The following is a 20,316-nucleotide window of genomic DNA, read 5'->3' as shown; positions in this document are numbered from 1 at the left end:
CGGCCTCACGGCACGGAAAACGGCAGTGCGCTCACTGTCGGCCGCCTCGCCGCCGACGACACCCTCGGGCTTGCCCGAACCGGAATCAGCAGGCCGACCGGCCGGGGCCGCCTTCGGCTCGGCCGAACCGGAGTTGGCAGAGCGGTCGGCAGCGGCAGGTTCGCCAGCCGCCGGGGCAGCCTTCGGCGGAACCGAAGCGGAATCCGCACGCCGCTCGACGGCAGTCGGCCTCACGGCACGGAAAACGGCAGTGCGCTCACTGTCGGCCGCCTCGCCGCCGACGACACCCTCGGGCTTGCCCGAACCGGAATCAGCAGGCCGGCCAGCCGGGGCCGCCTTCGGCTCGGCCGAACCGGAGGAATCAACAGGCCGCACAGCGGGGGCCTTCGGCGACGCCGAAGCGGAATCCGCAGACGGCTCGGCACCGGCCGACTTCTGAGTCGGGGTCGCCTTCGGCGCAGCCGGACCGGAGTCGGCAGGCCGCTCGGCAGCAGTCGGCCTCACGGCCGCAGAGTCGGCCGTTGGCGACGCCGAAACCGAATCCGCAGGCCGCTCGGCGCCCGCCGACTTCTGAGTCGGGGTCGTCTTCGGCGCAGCCGAACCGGAGTCGGCAGGTCGTCCGGCCGGCGCTGGCGCCACCGAAGCGGAATCCGCAGGGCTTTCGGCGGCAGCCGGCTTCACGGCGCGGAAAACGGCGGTGCGCTCGCTGTCGGCCGACTCGGCGGCGACGGCAGCCTTCGGCTCCGCCGGAACGGAATCGTCGGGCCGACCGGCCGGGGCGGCCTTCGGCTCCGCCGGAGCGGAATCGGCAGGCCGACCAGCCGAGGCCGCCGTTGACCCCGCCGGAGCGGAGTCGGCAGGCACATCGGCCGGACGCGAAACGGAATCAGCCGGCTTCGGCCGCGCGGAAGCGGAATCCGCCGCCTCGGCTTCGGCTTCGGCATCCGAACTCGGGCCCGGCGCGGCCGCAGGCGCGGAAGCAGGGGCCGGTTCCGCCCGTCCGGAGGACTCGGCGGGGTCGGGGACCGGCGTGAACACCGCCGTCTCGCTCCCCGGTTCCGGAGCCCGGTCCTCCCCGGAGGGGGACTCGTCGGCGCCGGCGACCCACGCCGCCACCGCATCCCGCAGCGGATCCCGCTCCCCCGCAGGGGACTCGGCACCCGCAGAGGGATCGCCACCCGCAGGGTCCCGCGGCCGGAACACCGACAGCCTCGGATCACGCTCCGCGGAGGTCGACGCCGCCCCCGGCGCTCCTTCATCAACCGACTTGTCGGGGGACTCGCCCGCCACCAGTTCCTCCTCCATCGTCGCCACGTCCGGCTGTCCGAATGTCTAACAGTGTCCCGTCTAGGGGGCATCGCCCACGTGCTAGACGAGAACGACATAGCTGCGGGTTCCCCCACAAAGCGGCCACGCGCTCTCGACAGATGAATGTGAGAGGCGTCACCCTGTCACTCATCCACGCGGGGAGGCATGGATGGGCAGGAGCCGCAGAACAATTCCGGAGGAGCTTCTGCTGCTCGCCTTGGACCCGGCCACGGGTACCACGGCGCAGCCGCAGTCGCTCGACCTCGGCCTGGCCGGGGCACAGCTAGTGGAGCTGGCTCTGGCAGGACGGATAGCCCCTGACGGGGATCGTATCGCCGTGGTGATGCCACGGCCGACAGGAGATCCGACTCTGGACTCCGCACTGGAACTGCTGCGCAGGCGCGGCAGCCCGGTACGGGCCGTCCACTGGATCGGTGGACCCCGACTGGGGCTCCGCCAGATTTACCTCGCCCACCTGGAGCGCTGCGGCATGGTCCATGCCGTCGCGGGACAGATGTGCGGGGTGCTGCCGACAACTCGCTACCAGGCGACGGACACGGAGATCAGCCGGGAGATACGCGCCCGGCTCGACAGTGCGATCCGCACCGGCGTACCGCCGGACCCGCGGACCGCGGCGCTTGCCGCACTGGCCCACGCGGTCGGACTCGGCAAGCACCTGTACCCCGGCAACGAGGGTCGGTCGTCCAGGTCCCGGCTGCGGGACCTGATCCGGCACGACCCGATGGGCGGACTCGTGGCGCACGCCGTGATGGACGTCCAGAACGGTGTGGCCGCACAGCCACGCCGTGACCGCGCACCGGCACCGCCGGCCCGGGCCACGGCGAGCAGCGTTCCGCTGCAGCCGCGCCGGACCGGTGCGATGGCCCGCGCGGCCGCGCACTGATCCACCCGCTCCATCGCATTGCCATCGCCGTAACCGACGTCCGCAAAGACCCGGTTCGGGAGCCGCCAGCGCGCGGGGTGACGAGGCCGGTACACCGGTCGCGCCGCCCCGCGCGTCTGTTTTCCCGGCCGTTCCCCAGCGGTGGCGCCCGCTTCGGTGGCAGTCTGCTCGACATCAGACACGCAGAGAGACCGCGACAGAAGAAGGCGGAGGTGCCGTTCACGTGGCGTCCAATGTCAATCCCACCGTCCGACGCCGCCGACTGGGCATGGAGTTGCGCAAGCTCCGCGAGGACAAGGGCATGACGGCCGAACAGGTCGCCGAGCGCCTGCTCGTCTCCCAGTCCAAGATCAGCAGACTGGAGAACGGCCGCCGTTCCATCAGCCAGCGCGACGTCCGCGACCTGTGCGAGGTGTACGAGGTGGAGGACCCCCGGCTGGTGGACTCGCTCATGCAGATGGCCAAGGACTCCCGCCAGCAGGGCTGGTGGCACGCCTTCGGAGACATCCCGTACAGCGTCTACATCGGCCTGGAGACGGACGCCGCGAGCCTGCGCACGTACGAGCCGCTGGTGATCCCGGGACTGCTCCAGACCACGGAGTACGCCCAGGCCCTCGTCCGCGGCGCGTGGCCGGAGACCGCTCCGGCCGACGTGGAGAAGCGCGTCCAGGTCCGGATGCACCGGCAGAAACGGCTCTCCGAGACGGACAACAACAACCCGGAGATCGGGCCGCTGCGCCTGTGGGCGGTCATCGACGAGGCCGCGCTGCGCCGGCGCGTGGGCGATGCCCAGCTGATGATCCGGCAGCTGGAGTACTTGATAGAGCAGTCGGAACAGCCGCACGTCACGGTGCAGGTGATGCCGTTCTCGCTCGGCGCGCACCCCGGCGTCAACGGCCAGTACGCCATTCTGGAATTCCCGGACGCGTCCGACTCGACCGTGGTCTACATCGAGGGCGTGACGAGCGATCTGTACCTGGAGAAGGCCAACGACGTGCAGAAGTACAGCGTGATGTACGAGCACCTGCGCGCCCAGGCCCTCAATGTCGACCAGACGCGGGAGTTCATCTCCGGGATCATCGACCACTACGCCGGCAAGGGCGAATGAATCCGCGGGAATCCGGGACGGTCCGGGTGAGTCCGGGAGAGTGACGGTGACGGTGGCGGGCGGCGGGGCCGGTACGGTACACCGTCACTCCCCGGCCGCATAAGCCCTGACTGGAATATGCCACTCGGTCGGGTGAACGGCTCCTTCACCTATCAGGAGCTGCGGGTAGCGTCGATCACGTCAGCCGGAGAAGTGGCCGACACGCCAACGGAACTACTCGCTGAACCGGAGAGAAACATGGCTATTCGCCAGGGCGCCACGGACAACTGGACCAAGTCCTCCTATTCCGCCAACGGTGCCTGCGTCGAGGTCAAGTCGCCCGTCATGGAGGCCATCGCGGTCCGCGACTCGAAGGTGCAGGACGGCCCGTCCCTCACCTTCGCGCCCGGCTCCTGGACCTCGTTCGTCGACGGTGTCACCGAGGGTCGGCTGGGACGCCTCGCCTGAACGTCACGGCATGCGCCCCAGCCGCCTCGGACGCACCATCCGTACGACCAGCATCATCCGCACCACCGGCACCACCCGCACGACCAGCACGACCCCGCACCACTGACTGGAGCCCTCTCGACTGGCCGCCGTCCTGGCCGAGGGGGCTCGGCCACGTCCGGGTCCGCCCGGGTACGGTCACCGCAGCTGGTCGACGTACCGGTCGGTCCCCGGAACCGTGGGGATGAACGGCGCCACCAGCTCCACCCGCCCCAGCCCCGCCTCCGCGACCTCGGCGTCCAGCCCCTGGAAGTGGCCCCAGCAGGCCTGCTCCCGGGGGTCCTGCTCCAGGAACCACAGCAGCGTGAGGCGGGTGTCGACCCCCTCGACCTGCTTGACGTACGTCATCCGGTCGCCGGGCAGCGGCGTGGGCCGGAAGACCGTCACCATCGCGGCCGGAGAGCCGTGCAGCCGCCCGGGCAGGGCGCGTACGCGCAGCCACTCCAGCAGTTCGGCCCGCTGCTCGGGCCCGTCGGCGTCGACGACCTGCACGACGAGGCCCGCGTACGGGTGGTCGAGGGCGTGGAAGTCGCGCGGGCCGGCGGCGCCGTCACGGTAGACGGTGGCCGCGTGGTCCTGGAAGGCCGTGAACACGTGGGTGCGGTCCTGGTAGACCCGGCCGTCGCGGTTGAGCCGCTTGTTGATCCCGACGGTCCACTTCATGTGCTCGTCGTAGCGGCCCTCGGTGACCCAGTACGTGGACATGTAGCAGCCGGCGGTGACCGGCTGGGCGACCGCCGACTTCTCGGGGTAGCGCAGCTCCTGGAGCTCACGGGTGGCCACCCAGCGGCGGCCCGCGTACATCCAGGGCATGGCCATGGCGCCGGCGTAGTAGTGGTCGTCCTCGTACCAGCGGTTGTACGCGTACTCGTGCCCCGGGTGCGGTTCCACCATGGTGATCAGCGCGTGACCGGGGCGGACGCCGTAGGGCCCGACGGCCGCGAGCCCGGCGTAGTCGTCGACACGGGTGTCCTGCTGCGGCTGCCCGCCCTGCTCTTCTGTCGTCATGGGACCGGTCTAGCTGATATGTCGTCAGATGGGGAGGGTCCGGGGCCCGTTCACGATGTGACACATAGGTGCCGTCTGCATCTTTCTGTGGCTACGATGCGCGCACCCGACTCCCCGAGGAGCTCCCGTGCCCGCTGAAGCCGCCCTCTCCGCCGTCCTCGCGCCGCCGCCCGCGTTCGCCGCGCGTGCCGCCTCGGTGGGCGGTTCGCCCGTGCGCGAGATCCTCGCGCTCACCGAACGCCCCGGGATCATCTCCTTCGCCGGCGGCCTCCCCGCGCCCGAACTCTTCGACACCGAGGGGCTGCGGGCCGCGTACGACGCCGCCTTCGCGGCCTCCGCGCGGCGGGCGCTCCAGTACTCGACCACCGAGGGGGCGCCGGAGCTGCGCGCGGCCGTCGCGCGGCGGGCGACGGCGCGGGGGCTGGCGACGGACGCCGACGACGTGGTCGTCACCTCGGGCTCCCAGCAGGCCCTCACCCTCGTCACGAGCGCCCTGATCGAGCCCGGGGACGTGGTCCTGGTCGAGAACCCCACGTACCTGGCGGCGCTCCAGTGCTTCGGACTGGCCGGGGCGCGGGTGGTGCCCGTCCCCTGCGACGAGGAGGGCATCCTCCCCGACGCCCTGGCGGAGACCGTCGCACGGGAACGCCCCAAGCTGCTCTACACCGTCCCCACCTTCCAGAACCCGACGGGACGCACCCTGCCGGGGGTCCGGCGGGCGGCGGTGGCGGAGACGGCGGCGCGCCTCGGGCTCTGGCTCGTCGAGGACGACCCGTACGGGGACCTCCGCTACGAGGGTGCGGAGGTGCCGTGGCTGGCGGCCCACCCGGGGGCGGAGGACCGCACGGCGCTGCTCGGCAGCTTCTCGAAGATCATGGCGCCGGGCCTGCGGCTGGGCTGGCTGCGGGCCCCGGCGGCACTGCGCCGGGCCGCGGTGGTCGCGAAGCAGGCGGCCGACCTGCACACCTCGACGGTGGACCAGCTGGCCGCCGCCCACTACCTGGCCGCGTCGGACCTGGACGCCCACATCGCCACGGTCCGCGCGGCCTACCGCTCCCGCCGCGACGCCCTGCTGGCGGGCCTGGCCGGGGCCCTCCCGGCGGGCTCGGCGTGGAACCGCCCGGAGGGAGGCATGTTCGTCTGGGCCCGCCTCCCGCAGGACCACGACGCGACGGCCCTCCTCAAGACGGCCCTCACCCACGAGGTCGCCTTCGTCCCGGGCTCCCCCTTCTTCACGGGCCCCCCGGACCCCCGCACCCTCCGCCTCACGTTCACGACGCACACCCCGGAGGAGATCGCCGAGGGCGTCGCCCGCCTGGGGCGCGCGCTGGCGGAGTCCGGTGGGCACTGACGGGGCTGACGGGGAGCGACGCGGGGCGGACGGGGCGCGCCGACCGGGATCGTTCCCACCCTCGGAAGCCCCGCTCCCACCCCTTCACATCACCGGGCGGCGGCCGTAGCCTGACGGACCGTCAGATACGCCGCGTGTGGAGGCCCGTCATGCTGCTGCAAGGGAAGACCGTCATCGTCTCCGGGGTCGGGGCCGGACTCGGGCACCAGGTGGCCGCCGCCGTCGTGCGCGACGGCGGGAATGCCGTGCTCGGAGCGCGGACCGAGGCCAATCTGGCCAAGTCCGCCGCCGAGATCGACCCCGACGGCGCGCACACCGCCCACCTGGCCACCGACATCGGCAACGAGCGGCAGTGCGAGGCGCTGGCCGAGCTGGCGCGGGCGCGCTTCGGCCGGATCGACGCCGTCGTGCACGTCGCCGCCTGGGACTCGTACTTCGGCGGGCTGGAAGACGCCGACTTCGGGACCTGGCAGCAGATCATCGACGTGAACCTGCTCGGGACCCTGCGCATGACCCGGGCCTGCCTGCCCGCCCTCAAGGAGCGCGGCGGATCCGTCGTGATCATCGGGACGCAGTCCGCGGTGGCCGCGCCCAACGAGGTCCAGCAGGCCGCCTACGCCGCCTCCAAAGGGGCCCTGACCTCGGCCATGTACTCCATGGCCCGCGAGCTCGGCCCCCACCGGATCCGCGTCAACACCGTGCTGCCCGGCTGGATGTGGGGCCCGCCCGTGCAGGCCTTCGTCACCTTCTCCGCCCACACCGAGGGCGTCCCCGAGGCCGAGGTCCACGCCCGCCTCACCGAGCGCATGGCGCTGCCCGACCTCGCCACCGACGGGGACGTCGCCGACGCCGCCGTCTTCTTCGCCTCCGACCGGGCGCGGGCGATAACCGGCCAGTCCTTGCTGGTCAACGCCGGTGAGCTGATGAGATGAGCCACTCCACGGCCACCCCACCGCCGGAACATCGGATCGTATGCTCGGCCCATGACCACTCCGAGTGACGCTCCGACCGAAAACGCGATGCGCCGCGCGCTCCGGCGGGCCCGCGACGGCGTCGCGCTCGACGCGACCGAGGCGGCCGTACTCCTCCAGGCGCGCGGCGAGGCCCTCAAGGACCTCGCCGCCTCCGCCGCACGGGTAAGGGACGCCGGGCTGGCCGCCGCCGGGCGCCCCGGTGTCATCACCTACTCCCGCAAGGTCTTCATCCCCCTCACCCGCCTCTGCCGCGACAAGTGCCACTACTGCACCTTCGTCACCGTCCCCGGCAAGCTGCGCAAGAGCGGCCACGGTCTGTACCTCTCCCCCGACGAGGTCCTCGACATCGCGCGCCAGGGCGCGGCGATGGGCTGCAAGGAAGCCCTCTTCACCCTCGGCGACCGCCCCGAGGACCGCTGGCCCGAGGCCCGCGAGTGGCTCGACGCGCACGGATACGACGACACCCTCGCCTACGTGCGCGCCATGGCCATCCGCGTGCTGGAGGAGACGGGCCTGCTGCCGCACCTCAACCCGGGCGTCATGACCTGGTCCGACCTCCAGCGCCTCAAGCCCGTCGCGCCGTCCATGGGCATGATGCTGGAGACCACCGCCACCCGCCTGTGGTCCGAGCCGGGCGGCCCCCACCACGGCTCCCCCGACAAGGAGCCGGCCGTACGGCTGCGGGTGCTGGAGGACGCCGGGCGCTCCAACGTGCCCTTCACCACCGGCGTCCTCATCGGCATCGGCGAGTCGTACGAGGAGCGCGCCGACGCCTTCTTCGAGCTGCGCCGCATCCAGCGCAGCTACCACGGCATCCAGGAGGTCATCGTCCAGAACTTCCGCGCCAAGCCGGACACCGCCATGCGCGGCATGCCGGACGCGGAGCTGGAGGAGCTGGCCGCGGCCATCGCCGTCGCCCGGCACATCCTGGGCCCGAGCGCCCGGATCCAGGCGCCGCCGAACCTGGTGGACGCCGAGTACGCGCTGCTCATCGGCGCGGGCATCGACGACTGGGGCGGGGTCTCCCCGCTCACCCCCGACCACGTCAACCCCGAGCGCCCCTGGCCGCACATCGAGGAGCTGGCCGGGCGCACCGCCGCCGCCGGCTTCGAACTGCGCGAACGCCTGACGATCTACCCCGAGTTCCTCCAGCGCGGCGAACCCTGGCTGGACCCCCGGCTGCTGCCGCACGTACGCGCGCTGGCCGACGCGGAGACGGGGCTGGCGAACGAGGCCGCGGCGGTCGAGGGCCGGCCGTGGCAGGAGCCGGACGAGGGCTTCACCGCGTACGGGCGCACCGACCTGCACACCACGATCGACACGGAGGGCCGCACCGGCGACCGCCGCGACGACTTCGACCACGTCTACGGCGACTGGGAGGCGCTGCGCGAGGCCGCGGCCCCCGGAATGGTGCCGGAGCGCATCGACACGGACGTACGGGCCGCGCTCGCGCAGGCCGCCGACGACCCGACGAAGCTGACCGACGCGCAGGCCCTGGCCCTGCTGCACGCGGACGGCCCGGCGCTGGACGCCCTGTGCCGGATCGCGGACGACCTGCGCAAGTCGGTCGTGGGCGACGAGGTCACGTACATCGTCACGCGCAACATCAACTTCACCAACGTCTGCTACACCGGCTGCCGCTTCTGCGCCTTCGCACAGCGCCGCACGGACGCCGACGCCTACACGCTCTCCCTGGACCAGGTCGCCGACCGCGCCGCCCAGGCCTGGGACGTCGGCGCGGTCGAGGTGTGCATGCAGGGCGGCATCCACCCGGACCTGCCCGGGACGGCGTACTTCGACATCGCGCGCGCGGTGAAGCAGCGTGTCCCCGGGATGCACGTGCACGCCTTCTCCCCGATGGAGGTCGTCAACGGCGCGACGCGTACGGGGATGTCCGTACGGGACTGGCTGACGGCGGCCAAGGAGGCCGGGCTGGACTCCATCCCGGGCACGGCGGCGGAGATCCTGGACGACGAGGTCCGCTGGGTGCTGACCAAGGGCAAGCTGCCGACGGCGGACTGGATCGACGTCGTCACCACGGCGCACGAGCTCGGGATCCGCTCCTCGTCCACGATGATGTACGGGCACGTGGACCAGCCGCGGCACTGGCTCGGGCACTTCCGTACGCTGGCGCGGATCCAGCAACAGACCGGCGGTTTCACGGAGTTCGTGACGCTCCCGTTCATCCACACCAACGCGCCCGTGTATCTGGCGGGCATCGCCCGGCCCGGCCCCACGGTCCGCGACAACCGGGCGGTGACGGCGATGGCCCGGATCCTGCTCCACCCGCACATCCCCAACATCCAGACCAGCTGGGTCAAGCTGGGCTCGGAGGGCGCGGCCGAGATGCTCCGGTCCGGGGCCAACGACCTCGGCGGGACGCTGATGGAGGAGACGATCTCGCGGATGGCGGGGTCGAGTTACGGCTCGTACAAGTCGGTGCAGGACCTGATCGCCGTGGCCGAGGCGGCGGGGCGGCCCGCGAAGGCCCGTACGACGCTGTACGGCGAGGTGCCGCAGGAACGCCAGGACGCGGCGCGCGGCTCGGACGGACACCTGCCGGAGCTGCTGCCGGTGCTGGATTGAGGAAGGGGCGGAGCCCGGCCGGGGAGGGATCCGGCCGGGCTCCGCCGCTCCTGGGCCGGGTCAGCCGACGAGGAGGTCCTTCTTGAGCTGCTTCAGCTCGCGGGCGTCGATGCCGAGCCCGTCCTTGAGGTAGCGGTCGAAGGAGCCGTACTTCGCCGAGACCTCGTCGTAGCCCGCGTTGAGGTACTCGGGGCGGACGTCGAGCATCGGCTTTTGAAGTGCTCTCCTGGCTGATGCCGGGAGATTCCCTCCTACCTTGCGGTGGCGGGCTTGACGCGACGAGCGCGCCTGACGACTGCCCTCCCGGCAGCCGGGATGAGCGCGAGGCCCATCCGGTACAGGTGCAAGACGTTCCGGGATGCGTTGTGGTCGGCGTTGCCGGTCCATCCGCAGTCGGGGTTCTTGCATACGAACGTGGCCTGGTCTTCCCGGCTGCCGGGGGTGATCAAGCCGCAGGCGGAGCAGCGCCGTGAGGTGTCGGGTGCGGGGACCTTGACGAGGGTGCCGCCCTGGCGGGCGGTCTTGTACGCCAGCATCGTGACCGTACGCCCCCATGCCTCACCGCTGATGGACCGGTTGAGGCCGGACTTCTGGGCGACGTTCTTCCCCGGCGCCTCGACGGTGCCCTTGGCGGACCTGACCATGCTCGTGATGTGGAGTGCCTCGACCACCACAGTGCCGTACTTGTTGGCGATGGAGGTGGTGGTCTGGTGCTGCCAGTCGAGTGCCCTGCGCTTGGCTTTCGCGCGGAGTCCTGCGATCTGGTCATAGGTGGCCCGCAGCCGCCCGGAGGTGCGTTCTGCGGGTTTGCGGAAGGTCTTGCGGTGTGCGGCCCGCTGCTCCAGCCGGAGCAGCTTGACCTTCTCCTTGGCGGTCAGCCATTCGTCGTGCCCGTAGGTGGTGCCGTCGGAGAGGGCCACGGGCACGGTCACCCCGACGTCGATGCCGACCTCCGGGCCGGTGTGCGGCTCGGGCTGGCGCTCAAGGGTCTGGACGCGGAAGGCGATGTGCCAGCCAAGGGCGTCCTTGACCAGCCGGGCCCCGGTGATCCGGTTGTCGGTGCTGGCGCGCTTGCCCACGGGCAGGTCTTTGGTCCACCGGAAGCGGACACGTCCGACCTTGGGGATGTTGACCACGCCCCACCTGCGGTGCACGCGGACAACGTTCAGGTCCCGGCCCTGCGGGATGTCCACCGACATCACCGACCGGAACCGGCCCTTGAAGTTCGGGGCGTCCGCACGCCCATCCCAGCAGTTCTTCCAGGCCTGGAAGTACGTCTTGAGCACCGCCTGCGCGGCCTGCGCGGGGAGGACGGCGAGGAAGTCGATGTCCTTGCGGGCCTGGCGTATCGCGGCGTCCGCATTCGCCAGAGTCCGCCTGTCCTTCGGCATCATCTGCCACCACGCGTGGAGGAGGTTCCACATCGTGCGGGCCGCGTGCGCCTGGTCATCGGTCTTCCGTAAGAGCGCAAGGTCAAGCACCAGCCGGGCGCGGTGCCCGAACTGCCGCTTTTCCAAGGCTCCTTGACTCACAGCCACAAGCGTATCGGCAGATTTCGGCTGCTGAAGGCTTAATCCGGATATCAACGGCACCCATGGCGTCATCCATGACCTTCGCGTCGACGCGGCTTCCGCCACCACATACCGAGACGAGGGTCGCGACGAAGAGTGCCTTCTTCATGCCTGTGAGGCTGGGCGGGCGGAGAGAACGCCCGATGAACGAGGCGTGGCCGAAAACAGCCACTCCGAAGGCGACTGACAAAACGTGCCACCGGCCAGGGTGGCGGCCGGAAGCGTTCGGGTTCCGGCCGTTCTCCGCTCTCATGCGGGCCGCTCGACGGACTCCTTCCGGCATCGACCGGGGGTGTCCACTACAGTGCGCGCCAGTGCTGTCGCGGGGGCGGTGGCCTGCACGGGCGGGGGACGGTGGGGGCGGTGGACGAGTCGATCGGGGCAGGCGCGGTGGTCATTCAGGGCACGGCGGGCGGTACGGACACACCCGGCGGACCGGCCTTCGCCGCGAACCCGACGGGACCGGCGGGGCAGTTGAGCCCCGCAGGGCAGTTGAGCCCGGCGGCCCAGGCGGGATACACGGGCCCGACAGGGCACACGAGCCAACCGGGACAGATGAGCCAGGCAGGACCTGCCGGACCCACGGACGGCCGCGGCATGCGCACCGCTTCCTCGAACACCGGCCTGTGGGGCCGCGCCGAGCAGCAGGACTTCCGCAGCCGGGTCCGCGGCACGCTCCTCGGTTCCGCCCTCGGCGACGCCCTCGGCGCGCCCGTCGCCGGCCTCTCCCTCGACGGGATCCGCGAGGCCCACGGGCCGGAGGGCCTGACCCACCCCGCGCCCGCGCACGGCCGCCGCGGCGCCGTCACCGCCGCCACCCAGCTCACCCTCTTCACCGTGGACGGCCTCATACGGGCCCACGTACGCCGCGACACCGGCGCCTGGCACCCGCCCACCGACGTCCACCGCGCCTACCTCCGCTGGGCGGCCACCCAGCACGACTGGGGCCCCGACGAGCGCCGCAAGGACGACGGCTGGCTCGCGCGGGAGGAGTGGCTCTACACCCGCCGCGACCCGGCCCGCGCCTGCATGACCGGCTTCGCCGACGACATCCTCGGCACCCTCGCCCACCCGAAGAACCCCGCCGCCCGGGACGCGGCCGCCACCGCCCGCTCGGCCCCCTTCGGGCTGCTCGTCGGCTGGGAGCCCTCCCTGGTCCTCCAACTCGCCGTCGAGTGCGCCACGCAGAGCCACGGCCACCCCACCGCGTACCTCTCGGCCGGGGCCTTCGCCGTCATCGTCCACGGTCTGACCCGCGGCGAATCCCTCGACTCCGCGGTCCAGCGCGCCCTCGGCCTGCTGGGCACCCGCCCGGGCCACCAGCCCGTCGCCGACGCCCTCCAGCGCGCGCTGTCGGCGGTCACCCAGGGCGTGCCGGGCCCCCACGCCGTCGAAGCCCTCGCCCCCGGCGCCGACCACGCAGCGGAGGACGCCCTGGCCGTGGCCGTCTACTGCGCCCTGGTCGCCGAGGACATCGCCCACGGCCTGCGCCTCGCCGTCAACCACGGCGGGGACTCCACCGCCGCCGGCGCCCTGTGCGGGGCGCTGCTGGGCGCCCTCCACGGCGAGACGGCCCTCCCGGCCGCCTGGCTCGCCGACCTCGAAGGCCGCGCCACGGTCCTGGAACTCGCCGACGACTTCGCCCTGGAAATGACCCAGGGCCCGGCCCTCCACGGCCCCACCCTCTCGTCCCCCGCCTGGCTGACCCGCTACCCGCGCGGCTAGGGCCTGTCCGGCGGAACCTGCCGGACAAGCCCCTGGTCCCGAGGAAGGCTCAGCGCTTGAGCGTCCTTGACCAGACGACTGGGTTCGGCAGCACGGTAATGGCGCACAACGGCGCTGCTCCACCGGTTTTGGAGCGCCTCACCGCCAGGCTCTGTCCGGCGGATCATGAAGGACTTGGGCGTCAACGCACCCTGCCGTGCGTAGGGCGAACGCCGTACCTTGGCTGTCCCACGTCTCGGAGGTGCCAGAAGCCATGCGGATCGCCACGACCATCTTCCTCACCGACCGCACCGTCTCGCCCGTACGCCTCGCGCGGAGTCTGGAGGAGCGGGGGTTCTCCGGGCTCTACCTGCCCGAGCACACCCACATCCCGGTCTCCCGCGACACCGCCGCCCCCATGGGCGGCGAGCTCCCCGAGATGTACGGGCGCACCCTCGACCCCTTCGTCGCCCTCGGGCAGGCCGCCGCCGTGACCGAGCGGCTGCACCTCGGGACCGGCATCACGCTCGTCGCCCAGCACGACCCGATCGACCTCGCCAAGCAGGTCGCCACCCTGGACCACCTCTCCGGCGGCCGTGTCACCCTCGGCGTCGGTTACGGGTGGAACGTCGAGGAGGCCGCCGACCACGGCGTCGAGTGGCGCACCCGACGCGAGCTCGTCCGGGACCGGATGGCGCTGATGCGCGCCCTGTGGGCCCCCGAGCCCACGGCGTACGTCGGCGAGTACTCCTCCGTCCAGGCCAGCCACTCCCACCCGAAGCCGGCCCAGGCCCCGCGCGAACTCGGCCCCGGCGTGCCCCTGTACGGCCCGCGTACGCTGATGGGCGGCCAGGCCGGCCCGAAGCTGTTCGCCGCCATCGCCGACCACGCCGACGGCTGGCTCCCGATCGGCGGCGGCGGCCTCACCGAGTCGCTGCCGGTGCTGCGCCAGGTCTGGGAGACCGCCGGGCGCGACCCGAAGTCCCTCCAGGTGGTCCCGTACGCCGTCCAGCCCAACCCCGGCAAGATGGCCCACTACGCCGACCTCGGCATCGAGGAGGTCGTCCTCCAACTCCCCTCGGCCCGCGAGTCGGAGATCCTGCGCGCCCTGGACGACTTCGCCCAGTACCTCTGAAATCCCTTCGACCGCGGGGCTCCCCCTCGTCGACCATGGTCGGCATGCCAGGCCAGCGCAAACGCAAGCACCGACGCCTCCGGGAGGCGGACCGGCGGTCACTCGTGGGGAGACCCGGCCGGTGGGAGACGCTCCTTTCCACCGAGGACCACCAGGAGTTCCGGACCTTCATCCACCGCATGTACGCGGAGGGCCTCGTCACCGACCCGAACCTCGTGCGGCTGGACCAGTTCTGCGGCCGCCTCCAGCACCCGACGACCTACCGGGTCAGCGTCTTCGTCCCGGCGCCTGCGTAGGGTGAGGGCGAGTGGCACGCGACGCAGACGGAGGGGGCCGGGGTGGACGAAGCCCGGATAGCCGAGCGCAGGAGGAAGTCCTTCGAGGGCCTTCCACCGGGTCCCGCACGGACCCGGAACAGCCTGTTCTGGGCCGTGCTGATTCCGGTGACGGCCACGGTCGGCGGCTTCCTCGCCCAGTACCCCTACGGCCTGATCTGGCTCGGCGTGCTCCTCGTGCTCGCCGCGGCCGGGATCGGCGCGGGCGTGGCCGGCTCGGGCTGGAACCGGGCGGGAGCGGCGAGCATCGTCGGCTTCGGGGCCATGGCACTCGGCGTGTTCGCCGGACCCAGCCTGTCCGAGGCATACGCGATGCGGCTCGGCGAGCGGGTCGACGCGGTGGTCATCGAAACCGGTGAGCGGACCAACTTCAAGGGGGACGCCCGGTCCTTCTGCCGCGTGGCCGACCCCTCGGGCACCGTCCGGGAGCTCGGTCAACAGCAGAACTGCTACGGCGAGTTCACGCGGGGCCAGCACGTCGTCCTCTTCGAGGACCCGCTCGGCATCCTCGACCCGAGAATCGAGGCCACGGACGACCGCACCATCGCCCCCCTCGCCCCGAGCATCAGCGGAGGCCTCTTCCTCCTGGTCGGCGCCGCCATGTTCTCGGGCGGCCTGCGACGCCGCTCGGACCGGGACCTGCTGGAGCAACACCGCCGCAAGCACGGCCCGCCGTGGCGCGGCCGCCCCTGACAGGCGTCTACGGGGCCGCCGCACGGCCGGAACCTCCCGCAGGCGCTCCCCCGGCAGCGGCCCGCCGGCGGCTCCGGCACCGGCTCGGTCCGCGCCGCCGCTCCCTGGTGCTGTGGCCGGAAAGGTTTGCCGGGGCGCGGCTCCCCCAGCTACCGCTGGGAGGTGCCCCCAGGTGCGGTGCATCGCAAGGCGGAGGGCCGCGGCTCGTACTGGACGTACTTGCGCGGTCCGACAACGCGGCGAGGTGCCGTGCTGGGCGTCGCGACCCGGTGAACCTTGCCGGTCACAGCACTAGCTCAGCTCCGCCCAGACCGTCTTGCCGACCAGCCGGTCCATGACCCCCCAGTCGGCGGCGAGGGCATCGACGATGCGGAGCCCGTAGCCGGATTCGGCCTGGTAGGTGTGGGGCCGAACGGCGGGCCGCCGGTCCCCGCGGGCGTCGGACACCTCCAGCCGGAGCACGCCCTCCAGCAGGGTCATCCGGAGCTCGAAGTCCCGCCCGGGGACCCGTCCGTGGACAACGGCGTTGGCGGCGAGCTCGGCGACGAGGAGCCCGGCGTCGGCGGACAGCGCGGTGGACTCGGGGATCCCCCAGGAGTGCAGTTCCACGAGGGCCAGCTGGCGGGCGAGGCGGGCCCCGCGCCGGGTGCAGCTGAAACGCTGAGTGAACACGCGTACGAGGGTCCCGGTGGGGGTGATGGGTGCGGTCATGGCATCAACGTCCCGTGCGGCCAGGGATGTTCCCAGCATGGCAACCGCTACTTTCCAACTGTACGAGTCGAGTATCTGGACAGTAGCGGTCACCGTCCGTGAGCATGAGTGCCGGGAGGTGACCGCGATGGCGCATGCCGAGGAGTGCGGTGACGGCGAGGTCGAGCCGGACAGCGACCTGCGGAACTTCGGCGAGGTGGTCAAGGCCTCCCGGAGACGGGCCGGCCTGACCCAGGAGCAACTGGGCGCGGAGATCCGCTACTCGGTCCAGTACGTCGGCTCGGTGGAGCAGGGCCGTCGCCATCCGTCGACGAAGTTCGTGGACCGGGCGGAGGAGGCCCTGAAGACCTTCGGCGTCATCCACATCGCGGCGGCCCAGCTGACGCGACGGCGGGGGCTGGCGAGGTGGTTCAGGCGGTGGGCGGAGCTGGAGGAGAAGGCGGTGGCTCTGAACACGTACGAGTGCCGGTCGGTTCCGGGGCTCTTACAGACGGAGGCCTACGCCCGCGTCCAGATCCGCGACGTCCCGCCGCTGCCGACCCCCGAGGAGGCCGAGGACCGCGTGGCCCGGCGGCTGGAACGCCAGGCCCTGCTGCTCAAGACCCCTTTCATCGCCTTCAGTTTCATCATCGAGCAGTCGGTGATCGAGCGACGGACGGGCGGGCCGGAGGTGACGCGCGAGCTGATCGACCACTTGCTGGAATGCGCGAGGCTGCCGAATGTTGATCTACAGATCATGCCACTGGCCAGCCCCGAGCATTCGGGGCTCGACGGCCCCTTCCAGCTCCTCGAATCGGAGGAGCACGAGTGGCTGGGATATACCGAGGGACAGAAGACAGGTCGGGTCATTTCTGACCCGAAAGCGGTCAGCGTCCTCCACCAGCGGTATGCCAAACTTCGCATCCAGGCCCTCAATCCCGCAGACAGCGCGGGCCTGTTGATGCGAATGCGAGGATCCCTGTGAACAGCTCCCCGTTGCGGTGGTTCAAGAGCAGCTACAGCGGCAGCGAGGGCGACAGCTGCGTCGAGGTCGCCCTCGCCTGGCACAAGTCCACGTTCAGCGGCAGCCAGGGCGACGACTGCGTCGAGGTCGCGGCCTGTACGGAAGCCGTCCACATCCGGGACTCGAAGGTGACCGCCGGCCCCGAGCTGGCGGTGGCGCCCGCGAGCTGGAGCGTGTTCCTGGGCGGGATCACCGAGGGCCGTTGACGCTGGGCGGCACCGGGGAAACGCCCCCAGCGGCGTTTCGTAAGCTGCGGATCATGATCGATTCACGTACCCACATCCGCATGGCCCGCCCCTCCCTCGACCTGGCGGCCGCCGAGCGGTTCTACGTCGACGGGCTCGGGCTCGACGTCCAGTGGCGCAGCGTCGGCCAGATCGAGCCCGGCGAGCACGAGCTGCTGATGGTCGGGCCCGCCGGGGGCGGTTGGCACTTCGAGCTCACCCGGGACCCCGGGAATCCGATCGCGCCTTCCCCCACCGTCGACGACCTCTTCGTCGTCTACCTGGGCGAAGCCCCCGACGAGGCCCTCGTCCAGCGGCTCGTCGCACACGGCGGGACCCGGGTCGCCGCCCACAATCCGTACTGGGACGAGTGGGGGGTCACCATCGCCGACCCCGACGGCTACCGCCTCGTGCTCAGCTCCCGCACCTGGGGCTGAGCCGTCAGGAGGAGGCCGCCCAGAACTGCGACAGGGCCGCCTCCTTGTACGGCTGCGGGGTCACGCTCAGGTCTCCCGCGAAGGGGCGGTCCAGTGCGACGACCAGCAGCAGACTGAAGCCGATCAGCCCGGCGACCGCGGACACGAACAGCAGCTGCATCTTCAGGCTCCGCAGTCCGAACAGGAACGTGAGCGGGAGGATCACCAGCGCGCCGCCGTACACCAGCACTTGTAGCAGGACCGGCAGCGAGGTCTCGGCCATCGAGATGCGCGCCCGGCGCTGCGCGGCGACGTCGTTGAGGTGGGTGACCGCCTCGGCGTAGAAGGTCTCGGCACGGGCGCCGGTCGGCTCGTACGACTGAAGGGCCTTGTACAGGGCCTGAGTCTGCGGCGCGGTCGCCTCGTAACTCGGCTGCCCCTCGCGCATCAGCGGCCACTGCAGCTCGACGACGGCGTGCGCGTACGCGCCCACCGCCTGCTGCACCCGCGCACGGTCGGCCGGCGGGAAGGTGTCGGCGCTGCGCACGACCAGGGCCAGGTCGGTGGCCTCGGTGGCGACGATGTTCTGGGTGTTCTCCAGCTGCGTCCAGAGCGTGACGACGACGAAGGCGAGGATGATGCCGTAGATCGCGCCGAACATGCCGAGCGCGACCCCGACCATCTCGTTGTGATCGCCCTTCGCGAGGTGCGGGAAGCGCCGGCGGGCGGCCAGGCTGCCGGCCACGGCGAGGCCGGTGAGGCCGCCGACTAGGAGGACGGCGATGACGAAAGTACTGAGGTGATTGAGCAACCAGAGGATCATGCGCTGCTCAACGAGCGGCCTCCCCCGAAAGCCCGGCCTCCTGGGCGTCGATGAGCTCGTCCCAGTGCTCCCGCGTCCAGTCGCACGCCGCGTCCAGCGGGCCCAGGAGGCCGCGGCCGAGCGGGGTGAGGGCGTACTCGACGCGGCGCTCGGGGGTCTCGTACGCGACGCGCGTGACGAAGCCGTCGCGCTCCAGCCCGCGCAGCGACTGCGTCAGGGACTTGGAAGTGATGCCGCGCAGCGGCACCTTGAGCTCCGAGAACCGGCGCGGGCCGCCCTCCAGGCAGCGCAGGATCAGCGTGGCCCACTTGTCGCCGATGCGGAACGGGACCAGCGGGGAGGGGCAGACGGGGTCGAACATCTCCGGGTCCAGCGGGGGCGGCGTCGGTTCGCTCATGATCCACACGGTAGGCCGGTATCCGATCGGTGACCACACCCTTTCCTAGGCTCGCCCGCATGACGAAGCACAGCATGACGAACGACAGCGGGAAGAAGCTCATCGTGTTCGGGGCGGGCGGCCGTGTGGGCCGGGCCGTCGTCGCCGAGGCGCGGGCGCGCGGGTACGCGGTCACGGAGGCCGGGCGGGCCGACGGGAACGTGACCTCGGCGGCGGACGTGGCGCGGCTGGCGGCCGGACACGACGCGGCGGTGGTCACGGTGTACGACCCGCAGGCGGCCCCCGGCGTGTTCTTCCCGGCGACGGCGCGGGCGATGGCGGCGGGCCTCGCGCGGGCCGGGGTCGCCCGGCTGGTGTCGGTCGGGCTGGCGTCCGTGCTGGCGACGGAGTCGGGGGCGGCGCTGATGGACACGCCGGGGTATCCGCAGGAGTGGCGGGAGTTCTACCTCGGCCACGGGGCCGGGACGGACGCGCTGCGGGCGGCGGCGCCCGCCGGGCTGGACTGGGCGGTGCTGTCCCCGGCCGGTGACTTCGGCGGCGACGGGCCGCAGGCCGGACGCTACGTCTTCGGCCCGGCCGACGCCGCGAGCCGGATCACCCACGCGGACTTCGCCCGGGCCGTGGTGGACGAGGCCACCGCCCCGACCCGGCACGCGGTGCACGCGGGGGTGGGACCGGCATGACCGCCGAATCCGTCACGGCCGAAACCGTGACCGCCGAGTCCGTGACCGCCTCGTCCGTGAGCGCCGAAACCGTGAGCGCCGAGTCCGTGAGCGCCGAGTCCGTGACCGCCGAAACCGTGACCGACAGCCCGAACTCCTGGGTCGCCGACCACATCCGCCGCTTCGAGGAGACGGGCGGGCGGCCGCGCCCGGGAATCCCGGACCTGCTGCTGACCACGCGGGGCCGCCGCTCGGGGCTGCTGCGGCGCACCGCGCTGGCCTACGCACGGGCGGGGGACGCGTACGTGCTGACGGCGTCCAACGCGGGCGCGGACCGCCACCCGGCGTGGTACCTGAACTCCCCCAGCTACCGCTGGGCGGTGCCCCCAGGCCGCCGACCCGGCCGTCGCCCTCCAGGTCGGAGACGAGACGTTCCCGGCGACCGCGCGCCGCGCCACCGCGGCCGAGGCGGACCGCCTGTGGCCGGTGGTGGTGGCCGCGATGCCCTCGTACGCGGCCTACCGCGCGGCGACGGCCCGCGAGATCCCGCTGGTCCTGGTCACCCGTACCGGCTGAGGTCAGCCGACCTTCGGGGTCTTGGGGAGCGCGGACAGGGCCGTGCCGGCGCCCGCCGTGGCGGAGCCGGCCGCCGCGGTCGTCGCGCCCAGCACCGTCTTCGTGTCCTGGACGGTATGGGCCGGGTGGTCGACGATCTCGCCGACGCGCTGGGTGATCGGGGGCCCCTGGACGGCGGGCTCGTCGGCGTGGGCGGCGACGGGGGTGAGTGCGAGGGCGGCGCCGCCGGTGAGGACCAGGGCGGAAAGGGTGCGCTTCATGGCATTCATGCCCCGCCCAACGACCCCGCCGCTCCCCGGGTCACTGCGGCGTCACCCGCAACGCCCGCGGCCCCGGATCGG

21 protein-coding genes and 3 pseudogenes are annotated in these 20,316 nt (G+C 72.1%); 16 read left to right on the top strand and 8 right to left on the bottom strand.

The window, feature by feature from the left end:
- A pseudogene (locus ACGFYQ_RS01095) lies at positions 1–1,314 on the bottom strand (hypothetical protein); the annotation flags it as partial.
- Between the two features lie 163 nt (positions 1,315–1,477).
- On the opposite strand from ACGFYQ_RS01095, the gene ACGFYQ_RS01090 reads away from it, so the two are divergent.
- The 3 genes from ACGFYQ_RS01090 to ACGFYQ_RS01080 all read left to right on the top strand — a co-directional run bounded on the left by ACGFYQ_RS01090 (position 1,478) and on the right by ACGFYQ_RS01080 (position 3,767).
- A complete protein-coding gene (locus tag ACGFYQ_RS01090) occupies positions 1,478–2,212 on the top strand; it encodes a GPP34 family phosphoprotein (protein ID WP_030390041.1) in 735 nt (244 codons plus the stop codon).
- Between the two features lie 223 nt (positions 2,213–2,435).
- A complete protein-coding gene (locus tag ACGFYQ_RS01085; protein ID WP_393738610.1) occupies positions 2,436–3,320 on the top strand; it encodes a helix-turn-helix domain-containing protein in 885 nt (294 codons plus the stop codon).
- Between the two features lie 237 nt (positions 3,321–3,557).
- Positions 3,558–3,767: a DUF397 domain-containing protein gene (locus ACGFYQ_RS01080; RefSeq protein WP_362399399.1), complete on the top strand. Its 210-nt coding sequence runs from the start codon at positions 3,558–3,560 to the stop codon at positions 3,765–3,767.
- 177 nt (positions 3,768–3,944) lie between these two features.
- Here ACGFYQ_RS01080 and ACGFYQ_RS01075 read toward each other — a convergent pair whose 3' ends face one another.
- Positions 3,945–4,814, bottom strand: a complete 870-nt coding sequence (locus tag ACGFYQ_RS01075) for a hypothetical protein (protein WP_393738607.1) — start codon at positions 4,812–4,814, stop codon at positions 3,945–3,947.
- A 127-nt stretch (positions 4,815–4,941) separates the two neighbouring features.
- Between ACGFYQ_RS01075 and ACGFYQ_RS01070 the strand changes: the two genes are divergently transcribed.
- The 3 genes from ACGFYQ_RS01070 (at position 4,942) to ACGFYQ_RS01060 (ending at position 9,725) form a co-directional block, all read left to right on the top strand.
- Positions 4,942–6,165, top strand: a complete 1,224-nt coding sequence (locus ACGFYQ_RS01070; protein ID WP_393738605.1) for a PLP-dependent aminotransferase family protein — start codon at positions 4,942–4,944, stop codon at positions 6,163–6,165.
- A 149-nt stretch (positions 6,166–6,314) separates the two neighbouring features.
- On the top strand, positions 6,315–7,097 hold the full coding sequence (locus ACGFYQ_RS01065; protein WP_393738603.1) for an SDR family oxidoreductase: 783 nt from the start codon (positions 6,315–6,317) through the stop codon (positions 7,095–7,097).
- A gap of 51 nt (positions 7,098–7,148) precedes the next feature.
- Positions 7,149–9,725: a bifunctional FO biosynthesis protein CofGH gene (locus ACGFYQ_RS01060; RefSeq protein ID WP_393738601.1), complete on the top strand. Its 2,577-nt coding sequence runs from the start codon at positions 7,149–7,151 to the stop codon at positions 9,723–9,725.
- 60 nt (positions 9,726–9,785) lie between these two features.
- On the opposite strand, the gene ACGFYQ_RS01055 is transcribed toward ACGFYQ_RS01060, so the two are convergent.
- Positions 9,786–9,932, bottom strand: coding sequence for a tyrosine-protein phosphatase (locus ACGFYQ_RS01055; RefSeq protein ID WP_393738599.1), 147 nt, complete (start codon positions 9,930–9,932; stop codon positions 9,786–9,788).
- Between the two features lie 44 nt (positions 9,933–9,976).
- Complete coding sequence (locus ACGFYQ_RS01050; protein ID WP_393738597.1) at positions 9,977–11,242, bottom strand: RNA-guided endonuclease InsQ/TnpB family protein; 1,266 nt, start codon at positions 11,240–11,242, stop codon at positions 9,977–9,979.
- A 651-nt stretch (positions 11,243–11,893) separates the two neighbouring features.
- Here ACGFYQ_RS01050 and ACGFYQ_RS01045 point away from each other — a divergent pair.
- From ACGFYQ_RS01045 to ACGFYQ_RS01030, 4 genes are all read left to right on the top strand, one after another.
- Positions 11,894–13,021, top strand: a complete 1,128-nt coding sequence (locus tag ACGFYQ_RS01045) for an ADP-ribosylglycohydrolase family protein (protein ID WP_393738595.1) — start codon at positions 11,894–11,896, stop codon at positions 13,019–13,021.
- Between the two features lie 253 nt (positions 13,022–13,274).
- The gene (locus ACGFYQ_RS01040; protein WP_393738593.1) at positions 13,275–14,135 is read left to right on the top strand and encodes a TIGR03619 family F420-dependent LLM class oxidoreductase; all 861 of its coding nucleotides are present in this window, start codon (positions 13,275–13,277) and stop codon (positions 14,133–14,135) included.
- Positions 14,136–14,179: 44 nt separating this feature from the next.
- On the top strand, positions 14,180–14,431 hold the full coding sequence (locus ACGFYQ_RS01035) for a hypothetical protein (RefSeq protein ID WP_393738591.1): 252 nt from the start codon (positions 14,180–14,182) through the stop codon (positions 14,429–14,431).
- A gap of 42 nt (positions 14,432–14,473) precedes the next feature.
- Positions 14,474–15,163 (top strand): hypothetical protein, encoded by a 690-nt coding sequence (locus ACGFYQ_RS01030; RefSeq protein WP_393738589.1) that lies wholly within the window; start codon positions 14,474–14,476, stop codon positions 15,161–15,163.
- A 291-nt stretch (positions 15,164–15,454) separates the two neighbouring features.
- Here ACGFYQ_RS01030 and ACGFYQ_RS01025 read toward each other — a convergent pair whose 3' ends face one another.
- On the bottom strand, positions 15,455–15,874 hold the full coding sequence (locus ACGFYQ_RS01025; RefSeq protein WP_393738587.1) for an ATP-binding protein: 420 nt from the start codon (positions 15,872–15,874) through the stop codon (positions 15,455–15,457).
- A gap of 127 nt (positions 15,875–16,001) precedes the next feature.
- On the opposite strand from ACGFYQ_RS01025, the gene ACGFYQ_RS01020 reads away from it, so the two are divergent.
- Genes ACGFYQ_RS01020 through ACGFYQ_RS01010 form a run of 3 tightly spaced genes read left to right on the top strand, consistent with a single transcriptional unit; the run spans position 16,002 to position 17,538 of the window.
- Positions 16,002–16,838 (top strand): Scr1 family TA system antitoxin-like transcriptional regulator, encoded by an 837-nt coding sequence (locus tag ACGFYQ_RS01020; protein ID WP_393738585.1) that lies wholly within the window; start codon positions 16,002–16,004, stop codon positions 16,836–16,838.
- Positions 16,835–17,083, top strand: a complete 249-nt coding sequence (locus ACGFYQ_RS01015; RefSeq protein WP_393738583.1) for a DUF397 domain-containing protein — start codon at positions 16,835–16,837, stop codon at positions 17,081–17,083. Before ACGFYQ_RS01020 ends, ACGFYQ_RS01015 begins: the two co-directional genes overlap by 4 nt.
- A gap of 53 nt (positions 17,084–17,136) precedes the next feature.
- A complete protein-coding gene (locus tag ACGFYQ_RS01010; RefSeq protein WP_393738581.1) occupies positions 17,137–17,538 on the top strand; it encodes a VOC family protein in 402 nt (133 codons plus the stop codon).
- 4 nt (positions 17,539–17,542) lie between these two features.
- Here ACGFYQ_RS01010 and ACGFYQ_RS01005 read toward each other — a convergent pair whose 3' ends face one another.
- Both ACGFYQ_RS01005 and ACGFYQ_RS01000 read right to left on the bottom strand, forming a co-directional pair.
- Positions 17,543–18,340 (bottom strand): DUF4239 domain-containing protein, encoded by a 798-nt coding sequence (locus tag ACGFYQ_RS01005; protein WP_393738579.1) that lies wholly within the window; start codon positions 18,338–18,340, stop codon positions 17,543–17,545.
- 7 nt (positions 18,341–18,347) lie between these two features.
- Complete coding sequence (locus ACGFYQ_RS01000) at positions 18,348–18,737, bottom strand: winged helix-turn-helix transcriptional regulator (RefSeq protein WP_393738577.1); 390 nt, start codon at positions 18,735–18,737, stop codon at positions 18,348–18,350.
- 59 nt (positions 18,738–18,796) lie between these two features.
- Here ACGFYQ_RS01000 and ACGFYQ_RS00995 point away from each other — a divergent pair, with 59 nt between their 5' ends.
- The 3 genes and pseudogenes from ACGFYQ_RS00995 to ACGFYQ_RS00985 all read left to right on the top strand — a co-directional run.
- Positions 18,797–19,420 carry an NAD(P)-dependent oxidoreductase gene (locus tag ACGFYQ_RS00995; protein ID WP_393738575.1) on the top strand — a complete coding sequence of 208 codons (624 nt, stop codon included), beginning with the start codon at positions 18,797–18,799 and terminating at the stop codon, positions 19,418–19,420.
- Positions 19,417–19,746 (top strand): annotated as a pseudogene (locus ACGFYQ_RS00990) (nitroreductase/quinone reductase family protein); the annotation flags it as partial. The gene ACGFYQ_RS00995 and the pseudogene ACGFYQ_RS00990, both read left to right, overlap by 4 nt.
- Before the next feature lie 58 nt (positions 19,747–19,804).
- Positions 19,805–19,975: pseudogene (locus ACGFYQ_RS00985) on the top strand (nitroreductase/quinone reductase family protein); the annotation flags it as partial.
- Between the two features lie 2 nt (positions 19,976–19,977).
- Here ACGFYQ_RS00985 and ACGFYQ_RS00980 read toward each other — a convergent pair.
- The gene (locus ACGFYQ_RS00980) at positions 19,978–20,235 is read right to left on the bottom strand and encodes a hypothetical protein (protein ID WP_393738573.1); all 258 of its coding nucleotides are present in this window, start codon (positions 20,233–20,235) and stop codon (positions 19,978–19,980) included.
- Positions 20,236–20,316 lie beyond the last annotated feature (81 nt).

This window comes from Streptomyces sp. NPDC048258 (assembly GCF_043201995.1).
In the GTDB taxonomy this organism is placed as follows: domain Bacteria; phylum Actinomycetota; class Actinomycetes; order Streptomycetales; family Streptomycetaceae; genus Streptomyces.
Note: the sequence above shows the minus strand (reverse complement) of the source record. Positions and strands in the feature narration are given on the sequence as shown.